The sequence below is a fragment of the Xanthomonas graminis pv. graminis genome, assembly GCF_030168915.1.
In the GTDB taxonomy this organism is placed as follows: Bacteria; Pseudomonadota; Gammaproteobacteria; order Xanthomonadales; family Xanthomonadaceae; genus Xanthomonas_A; species Xanthomonas_A translucens.
In genome coordinates this window covers 1,771,873-1,788,353 of the sequence record NZ_CP076255.1, presented here as the reverse complement: position 1 = coordinate 1,788,353, position 16,481 = coordinate 1,771,873, and the positions used below count along the sequence as shown (strand labels likewise).

15 protein-coding genes are annotated in these 16,481 nt (G+C 68.1%); 14 read left to right on the top strand and 1 reads right to left on the bottom strand.

Going from position 1 to position 16,481, the window contains the following annotated elements; genetic code table 11:
* The first annotated feature begins 83 nt into the window (after positions 1–83).
* From tsf to bamA, 9 genes are all read left to right on the top strand, one after another.
* The gene (gene tsf, locus KHF85_RS07755) at positions 84–962 is read left to right on the top strand and encodes a translation elongation factor Ts (RefSeq protein ID WP_284569130.1); all 879 of its coding nucleotides are present in this window, start codon (positions 84–86) and stop codon (positions 960–962) included.
* A 116-nt stretch (positions 963–1,078) separates the two neighbouring features.
* Entirely contained in the window at positions 1,079–2,584 is a 1,506-nt protein-coding gene (locus tag KHF85_RS07750) for a sensor domain-containing diguanylate cyclase (protein WP_284569129.1), read from the top strand.
* Positions 2,585–2,677: 93 nt separating this feature from the next.
* Complete coding sequence (pyrH, locus tag KHF85_RS07745; RefSeq protein ID WP_053837237.1) at positions 2,678–3,400, top strand: UMP kinase; 723 nt, start codon at positions 2,678–2,680, stop codon at positions 3,398–3,400.
* Between the two features lie 233 nt (positions 3,401–3,633).
* The gene (gene frr, locus KHF85_RS07740) at positions 3,634–4,191 is read left to right on the top strand and encodes a ribosome recycling factor (RefSeq protein WP_284569128.1); all 558 of its coding nucleotides are present in this window, start codon (positions 3,634–3,636) and stop codon (positions 4,189–4,191) included.
* Positions 4,192–4,229: 38 nt separating this feature from the next.
* Positions 4,230–4,967: a polyprenyl diphosphate synthase gene (uppS, locus tag KHF85_RS07735; protein WP_409976673.1), complete on the top strand. Its 738-nt coding sequence runs from the start codon at positions 4,230–4,232 to the stop codon at positions 4,965–4,967.
* Positions 4,964–5,788 (top strand): phosphatidate cytidylyltransferase, encoded by an 825-nt coding sequence (locus KHF85_RS07730; protein WP_284569126.1) that lies wholly within the window; start codon positions 4,964–4,966, stop codon positions 5,786–5,788. Before uppS ends, KHF85_RS07730 begins: the two co-directional genes overlap by 4 nt.
* A gap of 2 nt (positions 5,789–5,790) precedes the next feature.
* On the top strand, positions 5,791–6,978 hold the full coding sequence (gene dxr / locus KHF85_RS07725; RefSeq protein WP_284569125.1) for a 1-deoxy-D-xylulose-5-phosphate reductoisomerase: 1,188 nt from the start codon (positions 5,791–5,793) through the stop codon (positions 6,976–6,978).
* 26 nt (positions 6,979–7,004) lie between these two features.
* Positions 7,005–8,369 (top strand): RIP metalloprotease RseP, encoded by a 1,365-nt coding sequence (gene rseP, locus KHF85_RS07720; protein WP_053834582.1) that lies wholly within the window; start codon positions 7,005–7,007, stop codon positions 8,367–8,369.
* Positions 8,370–8,455: 86 nt separating this feature from the next.
* Positions 8,456–10,822: an outer membrane protein assembly factor BamA gene (gene bamA, locus KHF85_RS07715; protein ID WP_284569124.1), complete on the top strand. Its 2,367-nt coding sequence runs from the start codon at positions 8,456–8,458 to the stop codon at positions 10,820–10,822.
* Between the two features lie 129 nt (positions 10,823–10,951).
* Here the strand turns inward: bamA and KHF85_RS07710 are convergent, their stop codons facing one another.
* Entirely contained in the window at positions 10,952–11,908 is a 957-nt protein-coding gene (locus KHF85_RS07710) for an IS1595 family transposase (protein ID WP_284566649.1), read from the bottom strand.
* 285 nt (positions 11,909–12,193) lie between these two features.
* Here KHF85_RS07710 and lpxD point away from each other — a divergent pair, with 285 nt between their 5' ends.
* Genes lpxD through KHF85_RS07685 form a run of 5 tightly spaced genes read left to right on the top strand, consistent with a single transcriptional unit; the run spans position 12,194 to position 16,473 of the window.
* Positions 12,194–13,216: a UDP-3-O-(3-hydroxymyristoyl)glucosamine N-acyltransferase gene (lpxD, locus tag KHF85_RS07705; RefSeq protein ID WP_284569123.1), complete on the top strand. Its 1,023-nt coding sequence runs from the start codon at positions 12,194–12,196 to the stop codon at positions 13,214–13,216.
* Positions 13,213–13,668 (top strand): 3-hydroxyacyl-ACP dehydratase FabZ, encoded by a 456-nt coding sequence (gene fabZ / locus KHF85_RS07700; protein ID WP_064538372.1) that lies wholly within the window; start codon positions 13,213–13,215, stop codon positions 13,666–13,668. Before lpxD ends, fabZ begins: the two co-directional genes overlap by 4 nt.
* A 20-nt stretch (positions 13,669–13,688) precedes the next feature.
* Entirely contained in the window at positions 13,689–14,480 is a 792-nt protein-coding gene (lpxA, locus tag KHF85_RS07695; RefSeq protein WP_053840011.1) for an acyl-ACP--UDP-N-acetylglucosamine O-acyltransferase, read from the top strand.
* On the top strand, positions 14,477–15,787 hold the full coding sequence (gene lpxB / locus KHF85_RS07690; RefSeq protein ID WP_284569122.1) for a lipid-A-disaccharide synthase: 1,311 nt from the start codon (positions 14,477–14,479) through the stop codon (positions 15,785–15,787). The genes lpxA and lpxB overlap by 4 nt, the downstream gene beginning before the upstream one ends.
* Positions 15,784–16,473 (top strand): ribonuclease HII, encoded by a 690-nt coding sequence (locus tag KHF85_RS07685; RefSeq protein ID WP_284569121.1) that lies wholly within the window; start codon positions 15,784–15,786, stop codon positions 16,471–16,473. Before lpxB ends, KHF85_RS07685 begins: the two co-directional genes overlap by 4 nt.
* The last annotated feature ends 8 nt before the right edge of the window (positions 16,474–16,481 follow it).

The window sequence follows — 16,481 nt, the reverse complement described above, 5'->3', positions numbered from 1 at the left end:
TCCGCGGGCGCCGCAAGCGCCCGTTCCCGAGAATACCGGCCGGCCGCAAGCCGGCCCTTTCCCACCTTTTGTGAGGTCACCCCGTGGAAATCACCGCTTCCCTGGTCAAGGAACTGCGCGAGCGCACCGGCGCCGGCATGATGGAATGCAAGAAGGCGCTCACCGAGAACGCCGGCCATATCGAGAACGCCGCCGAGTGGCTGCGCAAGTCGGGTCTGGCCAAGGCCGACAAGAAGGCCGACCGCGTCGCCGCCGAAGGCCGCATCGCGATCGCCCAGGACGGCGGCAAGGCCGTGCTGGTCGAGATCAACTCGGAAACCGATTTCGTCGCCAAGGACAACAACTTCCTGGCCTTCACCGAAGCCGTGGCCCAGGCCGCGCTCAGCTCCGGCGCCGCCGACGCCGAGGCGCTGAAGAGCGCCAAGCTGCCCGCCGGCGAGACCGTCGAGGAAGCCCGCGCCGCGGTCATCGCCAAGGTCGGCGAGAACGTGCAGGTGCGTCGCCTGGTGCGCATCGATAGCGCCAACAACGTCGCCGCCTACGTGCACGGCGGCCGCATCGGCGTGCTGGTCGAGGTCAAGGGCGGCGACATCGAACTGGCCCGCGGCATCGCCATGCATATCGCGGCGATGAACCCGCCGCACGTCAAGGCCGCCGACGTCCCGGCCGAGTTCGTCGCCAAGGAAAAGGAGATCGAGCTGGCCAAGATGTCGGAAAAGGACAAGGCCAAGCCGGCCGACATCCTGGAGAAGATCATCAGCGGCAAGATCGCCAAGATCGTCAACGAAGTCACCCTGTACGGCCAGCCCTACGTGCTGAACACCGACCAGAGCGTGGAGCAGGCGGTCAAGGCCGCCGGCGCCGACGTGATCGGTTTCAAGCGCCTGGCGGTGGGCGAAGGCATCGAGAAGGTGGTGGAAGACTACGCCGCCGAAGTGATGAAGCAGGCCGGCCTGGCCTGAGTCCGGCCCATCCGGAAAAAAAGCCGCGCCTGGTCGCGGCTTTTTTTTTGCCGGTGGTACGCTGCACGCGTTGGGACGCAGTGTTGCCGTCCCCATCACATTCCACGCGGAACCGCATGCGCCCTGAACTCGAAGCCATCCTGGCTCACTCCCGCAACCTGCCCTCACCGCCCGGGATCGCACTGCGCATCATCGACCTGGCCCAGGATCCGGACGTCGATCTGGCCACCGCCGCCGATACCATCGCGATGGACATGGCGCTGAGCGCGCGCATGCTGCGCATCGCCAATTCGCCGCTGTACGCCAGCCGGCGCCGCATCGACAACCTCGGCCAGGCGCTGACCATGCTCGGGCTCAACGCCGCGCTGAGCCTGGCGCTGGGCTTTTCGATGGTGCAGAGCCTGCGCAGCGACACCGTCTCCAGCGACCTGCAGGAACGCATTTGGCGGCGCAGCGTGCTGTCGGCGCTGGCCAGCCGCCTGCTAGGCCAGGCCATGGGCATGCGCAAGCACGAGGAACTGATGCTGGCCGGACTGCTGCAGGACATGGGCGCGCTGGCCCTGCTGCACGTCTGCCACGACGATTACGCGCCGCTGCTGCGCGAGGCCGGCGACAGCGACGGCGAGACCTTGCTGGCGCTGGAGCGCGAGCGGCTGGGCTGCGACCACGCCGAGGTCGGCGCCTGGTTGGCGCAGAAGTGGAAGCTGCCCGGCTACCTGCAACGCGGCATCGGCCGCAGTGCCGACGCGGATCCGGCGCAAGACACGTTCGGCCGGTGCGTGCTGCTGTCCGGCAGCGTCGCCGACATCTGGCTGAGCGCCGACACCGATGCCGCGCGCTGCCAGGCGATGGAGCGCACGTATCGCGAACTGCAACTGGACAGCCGCCGCTTCGACGAGGTGATCGCCGGCATGGCCCAAGCCCTGCCGGTGATCGCGCCGATCTTCGACGTACGCGTCGCGCAGCCGGAGCGGATCGACGCGATCATCAGCCATGCCCGCGAGTTGATGGTGCTACGCAACCTGCGCGAGATCCAGGAAGCCACCCACGCCCGCCAGCAGGCCGACGAATCGGAGCACCGCGCGCGCCGCCTGGCCGAGCAGGCCAGCCGCGACGCGCTGACCGGCGTGTACAACCGGCACCAGCTGGACATCCTGCTCAGCCAGCAGTTCGACCTGGCCAGCCGCCACGACTGGCCGCTGTCGATCGCCTTCATCGACCTGGACGACTTCAAGAAGATCAACGACGCCCACGGCCACCTGATCGGCGACCAGGTGCTGCGCGCGTTCGCGCAGGCCTTGCAGCCGCTGTTGCGCAGCAGCGACACCGTGGCGCGCTTCGGCGGCGAGGAGTTCCTGGTGCTGCTGCCCAACACCAGCGAGGAGGCCGCGCTGAGCGTGATCCAGCGCATCCTGCTCGACATCGTGCAGCGGCCGATGGTCGAACTGAAGAGCGGGCCGCTGTACATCAGCTTCTCCGCCGGCGTGGCCACCCAAGGCGGGCGCGAGCGCTTCGGCACCGCGCAGGAGCTGCTGCAGGCCGCCGACGACATGCTCTACAGCTCCAAGCACGGCGGCCGCAACCGGGTCACCGCGCGCTCGTTCCGCGACACCCTGGCCTGAACCGGGCCACTGCACGCACGCGTGCGCGCGGCAGATTCCGCGCCGCGCTTCGGCTAGAATCGCGTGGTTTGCCCGTCCCCCCACGAGGTCACCATGTCCCAGCTCGCCTATCGCCGCATCCTGTTGAAACTTTCCGGCGAAGCGCTGATGGGGGATGGGGATTACGGCATCGACCCCAAGGTCATCAACCGCCTCGCGCATGAGGTGATCGAAGCGCAGCACGCCGGCGCGCAAGTGGCGCTGGTGATCGGCGGCGGCAACATCTTCCGCGGCGCCGGCCTGGCCGCCGGCGGCATGGACCGGGTCACCGGCGATCACATGGGCATGCTGGCCACGGTCATCAACGCACTGGCGATGCAGGACGCGCTGGAAAAGCTCGGCGCCAAGGTGCGGGTGATGAGCGCGATCAAGATCAACGACGTGTGCGAGGACTTCATCCGCCGCCGCGCGATCCGCCACCTGGAAAAGGGCCGCATCGCGATCTTCGCCGCCGGCACCGGCAATCCGTTCTTCACCACCGACTCCGGCGCGGCGCTGCGCGCGATCGAGATCGGCGCCGACCTGTTGCTGAAGGCGACCAAGGTCGATGGCGTGTACGACAAGGACCCGAAGAAGCACGCCGACGCGGTGCGCTTCGACAGCCTGACCTACGACGAAGTGATCGCGCGCAACCTGGAAGTGATGGACACCGCCGCCTTCGCCCTGGCCCGCGACAGCGAGCTGCCGCTGCGCATCTTCAACATGGGCCAGCCGGGCGAACTGCTGAGGATCCTGCATGGCGCGGAGATCGGGACGCTAGTGAAGGGGCGCAGCTGAAGGCGGCCGGGACTCGGGACTCGGGACCCGAAGAACGGAAGTCGGTAAAGCTTCAGTTCGTGGCGCTGCGCTTTTCCGGGTCCCGAGTCCCGAGTCCCGGGTCCCGGGTCCCAAGTCCCAAGTCCCAAGTCCCGAGTCCCTGGTCCCGAGTCCCTGGTCCCGGGTCACGGGTCCCGAGTCCCGGCAGTTACCCGCTATAATCGTCCGATTCAGATTCAGCACGGACACCGGCGATGCTCAACGAAATCAAACAAGACGCACAGACCCGCATGGCCAAGAGCATCGATGCGCTGCGCCATACGCTCATCAAAGTGCGGACCGGCCGCGCCTCGACTGCCCTGGTCGAACACTTGAAGGTCAATTACTACGGCTCGGAAATGCCGCTGAGCCAGGTCGCCAGCGTGGCCGTGGCCGACGCCCGCTCGCTGACCATCAGCCCGTGGGAAAAGCAGATGGTCAGCGCGGTCGAGAAGGCGATCCTGGCCTCTGACCTGGGCCTGACCCCGAACACCTCCGGCACCACCATCCGCCTCAACCTGCCGGCGCTGACCGAAGAGCGCCGCCGCGAGTTGTCCAAGGTCGTGCATGGCGAAGGCGAGGACAGCAAGGTCGCGATCCGCAACATCCGCCGCGACGCCAACCAGCAGATCAAGGATCTGCTGAAGGACAAGCAGGTCACCGAGGACGAGGCCCGCGCCGCCGAGGACGACATCCAGAAATTGACCGACAAGGCGATCAAGGACGTCGACGACGTGGTCAAGGGCAAGGAACAGGAACTGATGGCGGTCTGAGCCTGCGCCTCGCGGCCATGTCTTCGGACCCCTCTTCCATGTCCCTGCCCCGCCACATCGCCATCATCATGGATGGCAACGGCCGCTGGGCGCAGCGGCGCCGGCGGCCGCGGGTGATCGGCCACCGCGCCGGCGCGCGCGCGGTCAACCGCACCATCGACTTCTGTCTGGAACGCGGCATCCCCGCGCTGACCCTGTTCGCCTTCTCCAGCGAGAACTGGGGCCGGCCGCAGGAAGAAGTGGACGCGCTGATGAAGCTGTTCCTGCACGCGCTGGACCGCGAGGTCGAGGAACTGCAGCGGCGCGGCGTGCGCGTGCGCTTCATCGGCGACCGCTCGCGCTTCGCGCCGTCGCTGCGCCAGCGCATGGCCCAGGCCGAAGCCGGCACCCAGCACAACCAGGCCCTGCACCTGTCGATCGCCGCCAGCTACGGCGGCCGCCAGGACATCGCCCAGGCCGCACGCGCGCTGGCCGAAGACGTCGCGGCCGGGCGCCTGCGCCCCGAGCAGATCGACGAGGAACAGCTGTCGGCGCGCATGGCGCTGTCCGACCTGCCGCCGCCGGACCTGTTCATCCGCACCGGCGGCGACGTGCGCATCAGCAATTTCCTGCTGTGGCAGCTGGCCTACACCGAATTGTGGTTCACCGAGACCCTGTGGCCCGAGTTCGGCGCCGAGGTGCTGCAACAAGCCCTGGACGACTACGCCAGCCGCGAGCGGCGTTTCGGCCTGACCAGCGCGCAAGTCGCCCCGGCGACGGAGAACACATCCGCATGACCCGTACCCGCGTCATCGCCGCGCTGATCATGGCACCGCTGGCCATTTGCGCCATCGCGCTGCTGCCCACGCAATGGCTGGCGGCGCTGGCCGCGCTGATCTTCCTGGTCGGCCTGTGGGAATGGCTGAAGCTGGCCGAAGTCGACGACACCTTGCCGCGCACCATCCTGCTGGTGCTGAACCTGCTGCTGATGGTGCTGCTGGTGTGGGCCTCGGCCGGTTCGCTGGTGCTGTTCCAGCTGACCACCCTGGCCGGCGTCGGCTGGTGGTGCGTGGCGCTGCTGTGGCTGCGCTTCTTCCAGTTCGGCTCCGACCACGCCACCTACGCGCGGGTGTTCAAGCTGGCCGCCGGCACCCTGGCGATCGTCCCGGCCTGGGCCGCGCTGGGCCTGATCCACGCCAGCGAACCGAACGGACACCGCTGGCTGCTGACCGCGCTGGTCACGGTGTGGGCGGCCGATTCCGGCGCCTATTTCGCCGGGCGCCAGTTCGGCAAGCACAAGCTGGCGCCGCGGATCAGTCCCAACAAGACCGTGGAAGGCCTGCTCGGCGGGCTGCTGGCCGGCCTGGTCTGCGCCGCCGGCTTCGGCTGGCTGGCCGGGGTCACCCTGCCGCAGCTGCCCGGGCTGCTGATCGTGGCCGCGGTCAGCGTGCTGGCCTCGGTGGTCGGCGACCTGTTCGAAAGCCTGCTCAAGCGCCACGTCGGCGCCAAGGACTCGGGCCACGTGATCCCCGGCCACGGCGGCGTGCTGGACCGCATCGACGGCGTGCTGGCGGCGCTGCCGATCTTCGCGCTGGGCAAGGACATCTTCGGGTTCTGAATATGGCCGATGCCGTCCGCCACATCGCCGTGCTCGGCGCCACCGGTTCGATCGGCGCCTCCGCGCTGGATGTGATCGCACGCCATCCGCAGCGGTTGCGCGCCAGCGTGCTGGCCGCCGGCGGCAACGTCGCCGCGCTGCTGGCGCTGTGCGCCACGCACCGGCCGGCGCACGCGGTGATCGCCGACCCGGCCCTGTACCCGGCGCTGCGCGACGGCCTGCGCGCTGCCGGGCTGCGCACCCAAGCGCATGCCGGCGCAGCCGCGCTGGAGCAGCTGGTGGCCAGCGACGCCTGCGACAGCGTGGTCGCCGCCATCGTCGGCGCCGCCGGCCTGGCCTCGACCCTGGCCGCGGCCCGCGCCGGCAAGCGCCTGCTGCTGGCCAACAAGGAATCGCTGGTGCTGGCCGGCGAGCTGGTCACCGCCGCGGCCGCCGCCGCCGGCGCCGAGATCATCCCGATCGACAGCGAACACAACGCGATCTTCCAGTGCCTGCGCTCGCGCCAGGCCGGCGCCGAGGTGCGGCGGGTATTGCTGACCGCCTCCGGCGGCCCGTTCCGCGGCTGGGACCGCAAGCGGCTGCAGGGCGTGACCCCGGCGCAGGCGGTGGCGCACCCCAAGTGGTCGATGGGGCCGAAGATCTCGGTCGATTCGGCGACCTTGATGAACAAGGGCCTGGAAGTGATCGAGGCGCACCACCTGTTCGCGCTGCCGCCGGCGCGCATCGAGGTGCTGGTGCACCCACAGAGCCTGGTCCACTCGCTGGTCGAGTTCATCGACGGTTCCACCTTGGCGCAGATGGGGTTGCCGGACATGCGCACCACCCTGGCGGTGGGCCTGGGCTGGCCGCAGCGGATCGAATCCGGGGTCGCCGGGCTGGACCTGCTGGCGCATGGCCGCCTGGAATTCGAGCCGGCGGACCTGGACGCCTTCCCCTGCCTGGGCCTGGCCTGGCGCGCGATGCAGGCCGGCGGCAGCGCCCCGGCGATCCTGAATGCGGCCAACGAAGTGGCTGTTTCAGCCTTTCTTCAGGGCCGTATCGGTTTCCTATCGATTCCTGCGCTGGTCGAGAACGCCCTGACCGTGCTGCCTGCAGGCGCGGCCGACTGCCTGGACGCGCTGCTGGCGGCGGACGCGCAATCGCGCAAGATCACCGAACTCGCCATTGCCCGCCAGCCTGCCCATGTCTGACACGCACGCCCCTATGAGCCACGCGCATGGGTGATTTCATCGGGTCCGTCTGGTGGATGATCGTCAGCCTGGGCGTGCTGGTGACCTTCCACGAGTACGGCCATTTCTGGGTCGCGCGCCGCTGCGGGGTCAAGGTGCTGCGCTTCTCGGTGGGCTTCGGCAAGCCGCTGTGGTCGTACTACGACCGCCACGGCACGGAGTTCGCGATCGCCGCGATTCCGCTGGGCGGCTACGTGAAGATGCTCGACGAGCGCGAGGGCGAGGTGGCCCCGGCCGAGCGCGACCAGGCGTTCAACAACAAGCACGTGTGGCAGCGCATCGCCATCGTCGCCGCCGGTCCGGTCGCCAACCTGGTGCTGTGCGTGGCGCTGCTGTGGGCGATGTTCGTGATCGGCAAGCAGGATTACGCCGCGATCGTGGGCCGCGCCGACGGCCTGGCGCTGCAGGCCGGGCTGCAGCCGGGCGAGCGCATCGTGCGCATCGGCACGCGCGAGGTGTCCAGCTGGAGCGATGCCAGCATGCAGCTGACCGTGGCGGCGATGGACCGCGCCGACGTGCGCATCCAGACCGAGGATAGCCGCGACGGCGCCACCCGCGTGCACACGCTGCGCCTGTCGCAGCTGCCTGCCGACTTCGACGAGCAGCAGGTGCCGCGCCTGGCCGGCCTCACCTGGCGCTTCGCCCTGCAACCGGCGATCGTGGCCAAGGTGAGCCCGGGCTCGGCTGCCGACGGCGTGCTGCGCCCCGGCGACCGCATCCTGGCGGTGGATGGCGCCGCGGTGGTCAGCGCCGACCAGGTCGCCCCGCAGGTGCGGGCCTTGGCCAGGAACGGCGGCAGCGGCCTGGTCGAGGTCGAGCGCAACGGCGAGCGGCTGGCGCTGGACGTGCGCCTCACCCCGAGCAAGGATCCGCGGCTGAAGGGCCTGTCGCTGGGCGTGGACCTCGGCCAGCAGGACCGCCCGCCGCCGGCATTCGACGCCAGGCTGCAGTACGGCCCGCTGGCGGCGATCCCGGTCGCGTTTCGCGAGACCGGCAAGCTGGCCGGGGATACGCTGGGGCTGATCCGGCGCATGCTGACCGGCCATGCCTCGATGAAGAACGTGTCCGGGCCGATCAGCATCGCCAAGGTGGCCAACGGCTCGGCCAAGCAGGGGCCGGACGTGTTCCTGTATTTCCTGGCGCTGTTGTCGCTGAGCCTGGCGATCATGAACCTGCTGCCGATTCCAATCTTGGACGGCGGGCACTTGCTGTATTACCTTATTGAGTTGGTCAAGGGTAGCCCGCTGAGCGAGCGAGCCATGGCCGCGGGGCAGGTCGTCGGTCTGACGATGCTGGCTGGGCTGATGGGGTTGGCGTTCTACAACGACATCTTCGGCCAGGTCTTGCGATGAACCCGATGCTGATCCACTCGACCCCGCTGTCGTCGTCTTACGCCGGCGCCCATGCAACAACGATATCGACCTCTACCGGACGTGACATGACGCGATTTCCCACTCGCCGCCTGCTAGCCCTCGCCCTCGCCGCCAGCCTCAGCTTGCCGGTCCTGGCCCAGGCGACGGAGCCCTTCACCGCCAGCGACATCCGCGTCGACGGTCTGCAACGCATCTCCTCCGGCACCGTGTTCACCTATCTGCCGGTGGAACGCGGCGATACGGTTGACGACGCCAAGGTCGGCGAGGCGATCCGCGCGCTGTACCGCACCGGCTTCTTCGAGGACGTGCAGGTCGATCGCCAGGGCAACATCCTGGTGGTCACGGTCAAGGAACGCCCGGCGATCAACAAGCTGACCGTCACCGGCAACAAGGACATCAAGAGCGAAGAACTGCTCAAGGGCCTGTCCGACATCGGCCTGAGCGAGGGCGGCACCTTCGACCGGCTGAGCCTGGACCGGGTGACCCAGGAACTGACCCGCCAGTACAACAACCGCGGCAAGTACAACGTCGAGATCACCCCGACGGTGAGCCCGCTGGACCGCAACCGGGTCGATGTGGCGATCGCGATCAAGGAAGGCAAGGCCGCCAAGATCCAGCACGTCAACCTGATCGGCACCGAGAAGTTCGCCACCAAGGACATCCTCGACAGCTGGGAATCGCGCGAGCACAACTGGCTGTCGTGGTACCGCCGCGACGACCAGTACTCCAAGGAAAAACTGTCCGGCGACCTGGAGAAGCTCAACTCCTGGTACCTGGACCGCGGCTACGTCGATTTCAGCGTCGATTCCACCCAGGTGGCGATCAGCCCCGACAAGCGCGACATGTACCTGACCGCCGGCATCACCGAAGGCGAGCAGTACAAGATCTCCGACATCAAGGTCACCGGCGATACCGTGCTGCCGCAGGAAGAGGTCGAGAAGCTGGTGATCCCGAAGCCGGGCGACACCTTCTCGCGCGCGCTGCTGGAGTTCAGTTCCGACGCGATCACCAATACTCTCAGCAACATCGGCTACGCCTTCGCCAAGGTCAACCCGATCCCCACCACCGACCGCGAGAAGCGCACCGTCGCGATCAACCTGCAGGTGGTGCCGGGCCCGCGCGTGTCGGTGCGGCGCATCGTGTTCAAGGGCAATACCCGCACCTCCGATGAAGTGTTGCGCCGCGAGATGCGCCAGTTCGAGAACAGCTGGTACTCGCAGGCAGCGATCGACCGTTCCAAGGTCCGCCTGCAGCGCCTGGGCTACTTCGAATCGGTGAACGTGGAAACGCCGCCGGTGCCGGGCAGCAACGACAAGGTGGACGTGGTCTACAGCGTCAAGGAAACCACCTCGGGCAGCTTCACCTTCGGCGTGGGCTATTCGCAGACCTACGGCGTGAACACCTCGGTGCAGCTGTCGCAGAACAACTTCCTGGGCGGCGGCAACCGCGTCTCGGTGGACGCCTCGCGCAGCAGCTACCAGGAGCGCTACGCGTTCTCCTACACCAACCCGTTCTTCACCGACGACGGCGTGTCGCTGGGCTACAACGTGTCCTGGCGCAAGCTCGACTACTCCGACTTCGGCACCGCCCAGTACAACAGCAAGAACGGCGCGGCGCAGATGATCTTCGGCGTGCCGATCACCGAGAACGACACCGTCTCGCTGATGTTCGGCATCGACAGCAACCAGATCACCACCTACGCCAACTACACCCCGCAGGCGATCATCAACTACATCGATGCGATCGGCCAGCGCACCTTCCACGCCTGGCGCAGCGAGCTGGGCTGGGCGCGCGACACCCGCAACGACTACTTCATGCCGACCCGCGGCATGTACCAGCGCGTCGGCCTGGAAGCCACCCTGCCCGGCTCCACCGTCGAATACTGGAAGCTGAACTACCAGATCTCCAAGTACTGGACGCTGATTCCGTCGCTGGTGCTCAACACCCGCGCCGAGTTCGGCTACGGCGACAGCTACGGCAGCGACGTCAGCCGCACCCTCACCAACCCCGACGGCACCACCCGCACGGTCACCGCCGCGGGCCTGCCGTTCTACGAGAACTTCTACGCCGGCGGCACCAACTCGGTGCGCGGTTTCGAGGACAACACCCTCGGCCCGCGTTCGGAGGCCACGCAGTCCTACAGCCGAGGACAGCCGCTGGGCGGCTCGTTCAAGACCGTGGGTTCGGCGGAAATGTACTTCCCGAAGCTGTTCGACAGCCCCTCGGCACGCATCTCCGCGTTCGTCGACGTCGGCAACGTGTTCAACGGCGTGGACAATTACAAGACCAACGAACTGCGCGCTTCCACCGGCGTGGCGCTGCTGTGGCGCGCACCGGTCGGCCCGATCTCGATCAGCTACGCGATCCCGTTGAAGAAGGAAGACAACGACGAGATCGAGCGCCTGCAGTTCACGTTTGGTGGGCAGTTCTGACGAACTGCCCACCCGCCGCCAGGGCGTTGCCCTGGCGGCCCCAGGCTCCCGCGTAGCGGGAACCTGGGTCCCTGGGCTTAGCTCGCCAAATCCCCGCGCCTGTCGGCGCGCCCCCTTTACTAAACCTGATTAGCGCTGTGTCTCAGCTGTCGTACGCAGTTGCTGCTCTGTGAGCCTTCCCGCGCCGGCCAGGGCACTGGCCAGGCGCGGCACCATGGCGGCCAGGTTGAAGCGGCGATTGAAGCGGTAGGCATGCGCATGCAGGTAGCGCGCGCCGTATTTGGGGAAGTCCACCGCATGGTGGGTGCCGCTAAGCGCCGTTTTGAGATTGCCCAGGATCGTATTGACCCAACGCAGACGAGGCTGCTGGACGCCTTTGCGGCCGCTTCCGGTCACGATGGCATCGTGGGTCAGGCCTGCCCAGCCCACACCGGTGAACGCTGTCAGCCCATCACTGACGACATGGGTGCCCGGTGCCAGTGCCTGCTGAGCCCACGTGTGCACGACGCTTCTTCGGAAGCTGGAGACCACATCCAGGCGGAGATAGCGCGGGCGCCCTTGATGCAGGGAAACCGCTGCAATAAACGGCACTTTATTGCGCCACTGCGGTTGGCCTGGACCACCGGCGCGTTCGCCGCCCAGATAGGCATCATCGATCTGGACCTCTCCGTCGAGCCGGCGTGACTGCTCACGATCGGCCATCGCCGACATCACTTTGTGCTTGATCCGCCATGCAGTGCGATAGCACACGCCCAGTTGCCGAGCCAGTTCCAGCGCAGCAATTCCGTTCTTGGCTTGGCTCACCAGATAGATGGCCAGCCACCACACCCGCAAGGGAAGCTTGGTGTCTGCCATGGGCGTGCCGGCGGTCAAGCTGGTCTGTACCCGGCAGCGCGCGCACTGCCACAGGTGCTGGCGTCCCCGCTCAAAGCCACTGGCATGCGTGTGTCCGCACTGCGGACACACGAAGCCATTGGGCCACCTGGCCTGAACCAAGGCCTCGACACATTGCGCCTCGGAGCCGTAGCGGCTCAGAAAAGCCGGAATCGAAAGCCCCTTTTGGAACTGGATCCGATTGAGCGTCATCGCCGTATCTCACTGAAGAACCTGCATTTCTAAACCAAGGCAGCATCACCAGCTGAGACACAGCGCTAATCAGGTTTACTAAAGGGGGCTTTGCTACAGCCAGTTGATCGTGATCTGACTGGGGTTCTTGTTCAGATGGGTATCGCGCTATGGGCTGGTCAGGGGCTTTCCTGCAGCTGGTTGATCGCCACCTGGCCGATCGGCAGGCGGTGGCTGATCCGTGCCGCGCTGCCCGCTGCACAGGCGCAGCATGACCGTACCGGTGGCACACGGTAGAATCTCAGAGTGAGTACTCCTTCCCATACCGCATACGAGATCGCCGAGCGCTTCGGTTTGCAGGTGCATGGCGACGGTGCCGTTGCCGTGCACGGCGTCGCCACGCTGGCGCATGCCGGCCCCGGCCAGCTCAGTTTCCTGGCCAATCCGCGCTATCGCGCGCAGCTGGCCGACAGCGCCGCGGCGGTGGTGGTGCTGCGCGCCGACGATGCCGAAGCGGCGCCCGGTACCGCGCTGATCGCGCGCGATCCGTACGTCGCCTTCGCCAGGATCGCCGCGCTGTTCGAGGTGGCGCCGGCGCGTCCGCCCGGCCTGCATCCCAGCGCCAGCATCGACCCCAGCGCGCAGATCGCCGCCAGTGCGCATATCGGCGCCTTCGTCAGCATCGGCGCGCGCAGCGTGATCGGCGACGGTTGCGTGATCGGTCCGGGCTGCGTGATCGGCGACGATTGCCAGGTCGGCGACGGCTGCGAACTGATCGCCCGGGTCACCCTGGTCACCCGCGTGCGCCTGGGCAAGCGCGTGCGCATCCACCCCGGCGCGGTGCTCGGCGCCGACGGCTTCGGCCTGGCGATGGACGCCGGCCACTGGATCAAGGTGCCGCAGCTCGGCGGCGTGACGATCGGCGACGATTGCGAGATCGGCGCCAACGCCTGTGTCGATCGCGGCGCGCTGGAAGACACCACGCTCGAAGAAGACGTGCGCCTGGACAACCTGGTGCAGGTCGCGCACAACGTGCACATCGGCGCGCACAGCGCGATCGCCGGCTGCACCGGCATCGCCGGCAGCGCCAGGATCGGCCGCTACTGCATGCTCGGCGGCGCGGTCGGCGTGGTCGGCCATCTGGAAATCTGCGACAAGGTGGTGATCACCGGCAAGTCGGTGGTCCGCAACTCCATCCATGCGCCGGGCGAATACTCGTCCGGCACCCCGTTGACCGACAACCGCACGTGGCGCAAGAACGCCGCGCGCTTCAAACAGCTCGATGCCCTGGCCCGTCGCATCCTGTCTGCCAGCAAGGAGAAGCAATGAGCCACGACCAGACCCTGCCGGACATCCAGCAGATCCAGAAGTTGATCCCGCACCGCTATCCGTTCCTGCTGGTGGACAAGGTGGTGTCGCTCGACTACGAGAACCGCAAGATCGTCGCGCACAAGAACGTCAGCGTGAACGAGCCGTTCTTCCAGGGCCATTTCCCCGGCAAGCCGATCATGCCCGGCGTGCTGATCATCGAGGCGCTGGCGCAGGCCGGCGGCGTGCTGACCCAGCTCGCGATGGGCCGCGATGCGCAGTCCAAGCTGTTCTACATGGTCAAGGTCGACAAGGCCCGCTTCAGCAGCCAGGTCGTGCCCGGCGACGTGCTGGAACTGCATGTGGAAATCAAGCGGGTGATCCGCAACATGGCCGTGTACTACGGCGAAGCCAAGGTCGACGGCAAGCTCGTCGCCTGCGCCGAGGTGCTGTGCGCGGGCACCCGCGAATGAGCCCAGGCAGGAGACCTGCGATGAGCGACAACGCCCCTCTGATCCATCCCACCGCGGTGATCGATCCGTCGGCGACGCTGGCGGCGGATGTGCGCGTCGGCGCCTTCAGCCTGATCGGCGCCGAGGTCGCCATCGGCGCGGGCAGCGTGATCGGCTCGCATTGCAGCATCGTCGGCCCGACCCGGATCGGCCGCGACAACCACCTGGTCGGCCACGTCGCGCTGGGCGGCGATCCGCAGGACAAGAAATTCGCCGGCGAGCGCACCGAACTGGTGATGGGCGACCGCAACGTGATCCGCGAGTTCGTCACCGTCAGCCGCGGCACCGGCAACGGCGGCGGCATCACCCGCGTCGGCAGCGACAACTGGTTCCTGGCCTACACCCACGTCGCCCACGACTGCGTGGTCGGCGACCATTGCGTGTTCTCCAACAACACCACCCTGGCCGGGCATGTCGAAGTCGGCGACCACGTGATCATCAGCGGCTTCGCCGGCGCGCACCAGTTCTGCCGCATCGGCGATCACGCCTTCCTGGGCATGGGCGCGCTGATCAACGGCGACGTGCCGCCGTTCACCATGGTCGGCGGCAATTCGCTGGGGCGCCCGCGCGGCATCAACAGCGAAGGCCTCAAGCGCCGCGGTTTCGACACCGAGCGGCTGGCCGCGATCAAGCGCGCCTACCGCGCGCTGTACGTGGCCGGCCTGCCGCTGGCCGAGGCCAAGCAGCACCTGGCGGTACTGGCCGAAAGCAGCGAGGACGTGCGCGCGATGCTGGAATTCATCGAAGCCAGCGAGCGGCCGTTGTTGCGATGAACAGTGGAAACGGGACTCGGGACTCGGGACTCGGGACTCGGAACTCCGGCCGGGGAGCTGCGCGATGTCGTGCCGTTCCGGGTCCCGAGTCCCGAGTCCCGAGTCCCGGCGCAGCGAAGCTGCGCTTCGCCCTGGTCGCCGGCGAAGCCTCCGGCGACCAGCTTGGCGCCGGGCTGATCGAGGCGCTGCGCGCGCGCTACCCGGATGCCGAATTCGCCGGCATCGGTGGCGACGCGATGCGCAATGCCGGCTGCCAGACCTGGTTCGATGCCAGCGAACTGGCGGTGATGGGCCTAATGGAGGTGCTGCGGCATCTGCCGCGGCTGTTGAAACTGCGCCGCGCGCTGCGCCAGCGCCTGTTGGACTGGCGCCCGGACGTGTTCGTCGGCATCGACGCACCCGACTTCAACCTCGGCGTGGAGCGCTGGCTCAAGCAGCGCGGCATCCGCACCGTGCACTACGTGAGCCCGTCGGTGTGGGCCTGGCGCGAGCGGCGCGCGGCCAGGATCGGCGCCAGCGCCGATCGGGTGCTGTGCCTGTTCCCGATGGAACCGCCGATCTACGCCAGGCACGGCGTGGATGCGCGCTTCGTCGGCCACCCGATGGCCGACGCGATCGCCCTGCACGAGGACCGCGGCGCGGCGCGCACAGAGCTCGGCCTGCCGGCCGCCGCGACCGTGCTGGCGGTGCTGCCGGGCAGCCGCCTGGGCGAGATCGGCCGGCTCGGCGACACCTTCTTCGCCGCCGCCTGGGAGGTATTGCAACAGCTACCGGGCGCGCACGTGGTGGTGCCGGCCGCCAACCCCGCGTGCAAGGCCTTGCTGGCCGAGCAGCTGTCGCGCTCGGCGTTGCCGGTGGTGTATTCGCATCTGCTCGACGGCCAGGCGCGCACCGCCCTGCTCGCCGCCGACGTGGTGCTGCTGGCCTCGGGCACCGCCACGCTGGAGGCGATGCTGGTGAAGCGGCCGATGGTGGTCGGCTACAAGGTCGCGCCGCTGACCTACCGCCTCGTCAAGTCGCTGGGCCTGCTCAAGGTGGACCGCTACGCGCTGCCCAACATCCTCGCCGGCCGCGACCTGGCGCCGGAACTGATGCAGGACGCCTGCACCGCCGACGCGCTCGCCGCCGCGCTGCTGCACTGGCTACGCGATCCGCAGGCCGTGGCCGCGCTGCAGCCCGAATACGCGCGGCTGCATCAGTTGCTGCGCCAGGATGCGTCGGGGCGGGCGGCCGATGCGGTGGTGGAATTGCTGGAGAGCCGGGACTCGGGACTCGGGACTCGGGACTCGAAAGAAGCAACACAATGAAGCATCTAGATCCCACATCGCCGCAGCGGGAGCTGCTGTACGAGTCCCGAGTCCCGAGTCCCGAGTCCCGGCTCTACGCCGGCGTCGACGAAGCCGGGCGCGGCCCGCTGGCCGGGCCGGTCGCGGTGGCCGCGGTGGTGTTCGATCCGGCGCGCCCCCGCATCAACGGCCTGGACGACTCCAAGCAGCTGACCGCCGCGCGCCGCGAGACGCTGTACGCGCGCATCGTCGAGCGTGCGCTGGCCTGGCAGGTGGTGCTGATCGACGCCGACGAGATCGACCGGCTGAACATCTACCAGGCCACCATGCTGGGCATGCGCCGCGCGGTCGAAGGCGTGGCGCACGTGGCCGGTTTCGCGCGCATCGACGGCAACCGGGTGCCCAAGGGCCTGCCCTGCGCCGCCGAGGCGCTGGTCGGCGGCGACGGCGTGGACCGCGCGATCATGGCCGCTTCGATCGTGGCCAAGGTCACCCGCGACCGGATCATGCAGCAGTTGCATGCACAGCACCCGCACTACGGCTTCGACCTGCACAAGGGCTACGCCACCCCAGCGCACCTGGCCGCGCTGGCCGCGCACGGCCCGTGCGCGCAGCATCGGCGTAGCTTCGCGCCGGTGCGGCGTGCGCTGCTGGGGCGGGACCCGGGACTCGGGACTCGGGACCCGGAACAGCCGCAGAGCGCATAGATTCCGGC

Bases quoted from the DNA above. Each gene is read 5' to 3' on its own strand.
- bamA (WP_284569124.1), top strand. From the start codon at position 8,456: ATGACGCGATTTCCCACTCGCCGCCTGCTAGCCCTCGCCCTCGCCGCC.
- frr (WP_284569128.1), top strand. From the start codon at position 3,634: ATGCTCAACGAAATCAAACAAGACGCACAGACCCGCATGGCCAAGAGC.
- rseP (WP_053834582.1), top strand. From the start codon at position 7,005: ATGGGTGATTTCATCGGGTCCGTCTGGTGGATGATCGTCAGCCTGGGC.
- uppS (WP_409976673.1), top strand. From the start codon at position 4,230: ATGTCCCTGCCCCGCCACATCGCCATCATCATGGATGGCAACGGCCGC.
- KHF85_RS07750 (WP_284569129.1), top strand. From the start codon at position 1,079: ATGCGCCCTGAACTCGAAGCCATCCTGGCTCACTCCCGCAACCTGCCC.
- lpxA (WP_053840011.1), top strand. From the start codon at position 13,689: ATGAGCGACAACGCCCCTCTGATCCATCCCACCGCGGTGATCGATCCG.
- KHF85_RS07685 (WP_284569121.1), top strand. From the start codon at position 15,784: ATGAAGCATCTAGATCCCACATCGCCGCAGCGGGAGCTGCTGTACGAG.
- KHF85_RS07730 (WP_284569126.1), top strand. From the start codon at position 4,964: ATGACCCGTACCCGCGTCATCGCCGCGCTGATCATGGCACCGCTGGCC.
- fabZ (WP_064538372.1), top strand. From the start codon at position 13,213: ATGAGCCACGACCAGACCCTGCCGGACATCCAGCAGATCCAGAAGTTG.
- KHF85_RS07710 (WP_284566649.1), bottom strand. From the start codon at position 11,908: ATGACGCTCAATCGGATCCAGTTCCAAAAGGGGCTTTCGATTCCGGCT.
- dxr (WP_284569125.1), top strand. From the start codon at position 5,791: ATGGCCGATGCCGTCCGCCACATCGCCGTGCTCGGCGCCACCGGTTCG.
- pyrH (WP_053837237.1), top strand. From the start codon at position 2,678: ATGTCCCAGCTCGCCTATCGCCGCATCCTGTTGAAACTTTCCGGCGAA.
- lpxB (WP_284569122.1), top strand. From the start codon at position 14,477: ATGAACAGTGGAAACGGGACTCGGGACTCGGGACTCGGGACTCGGAAC.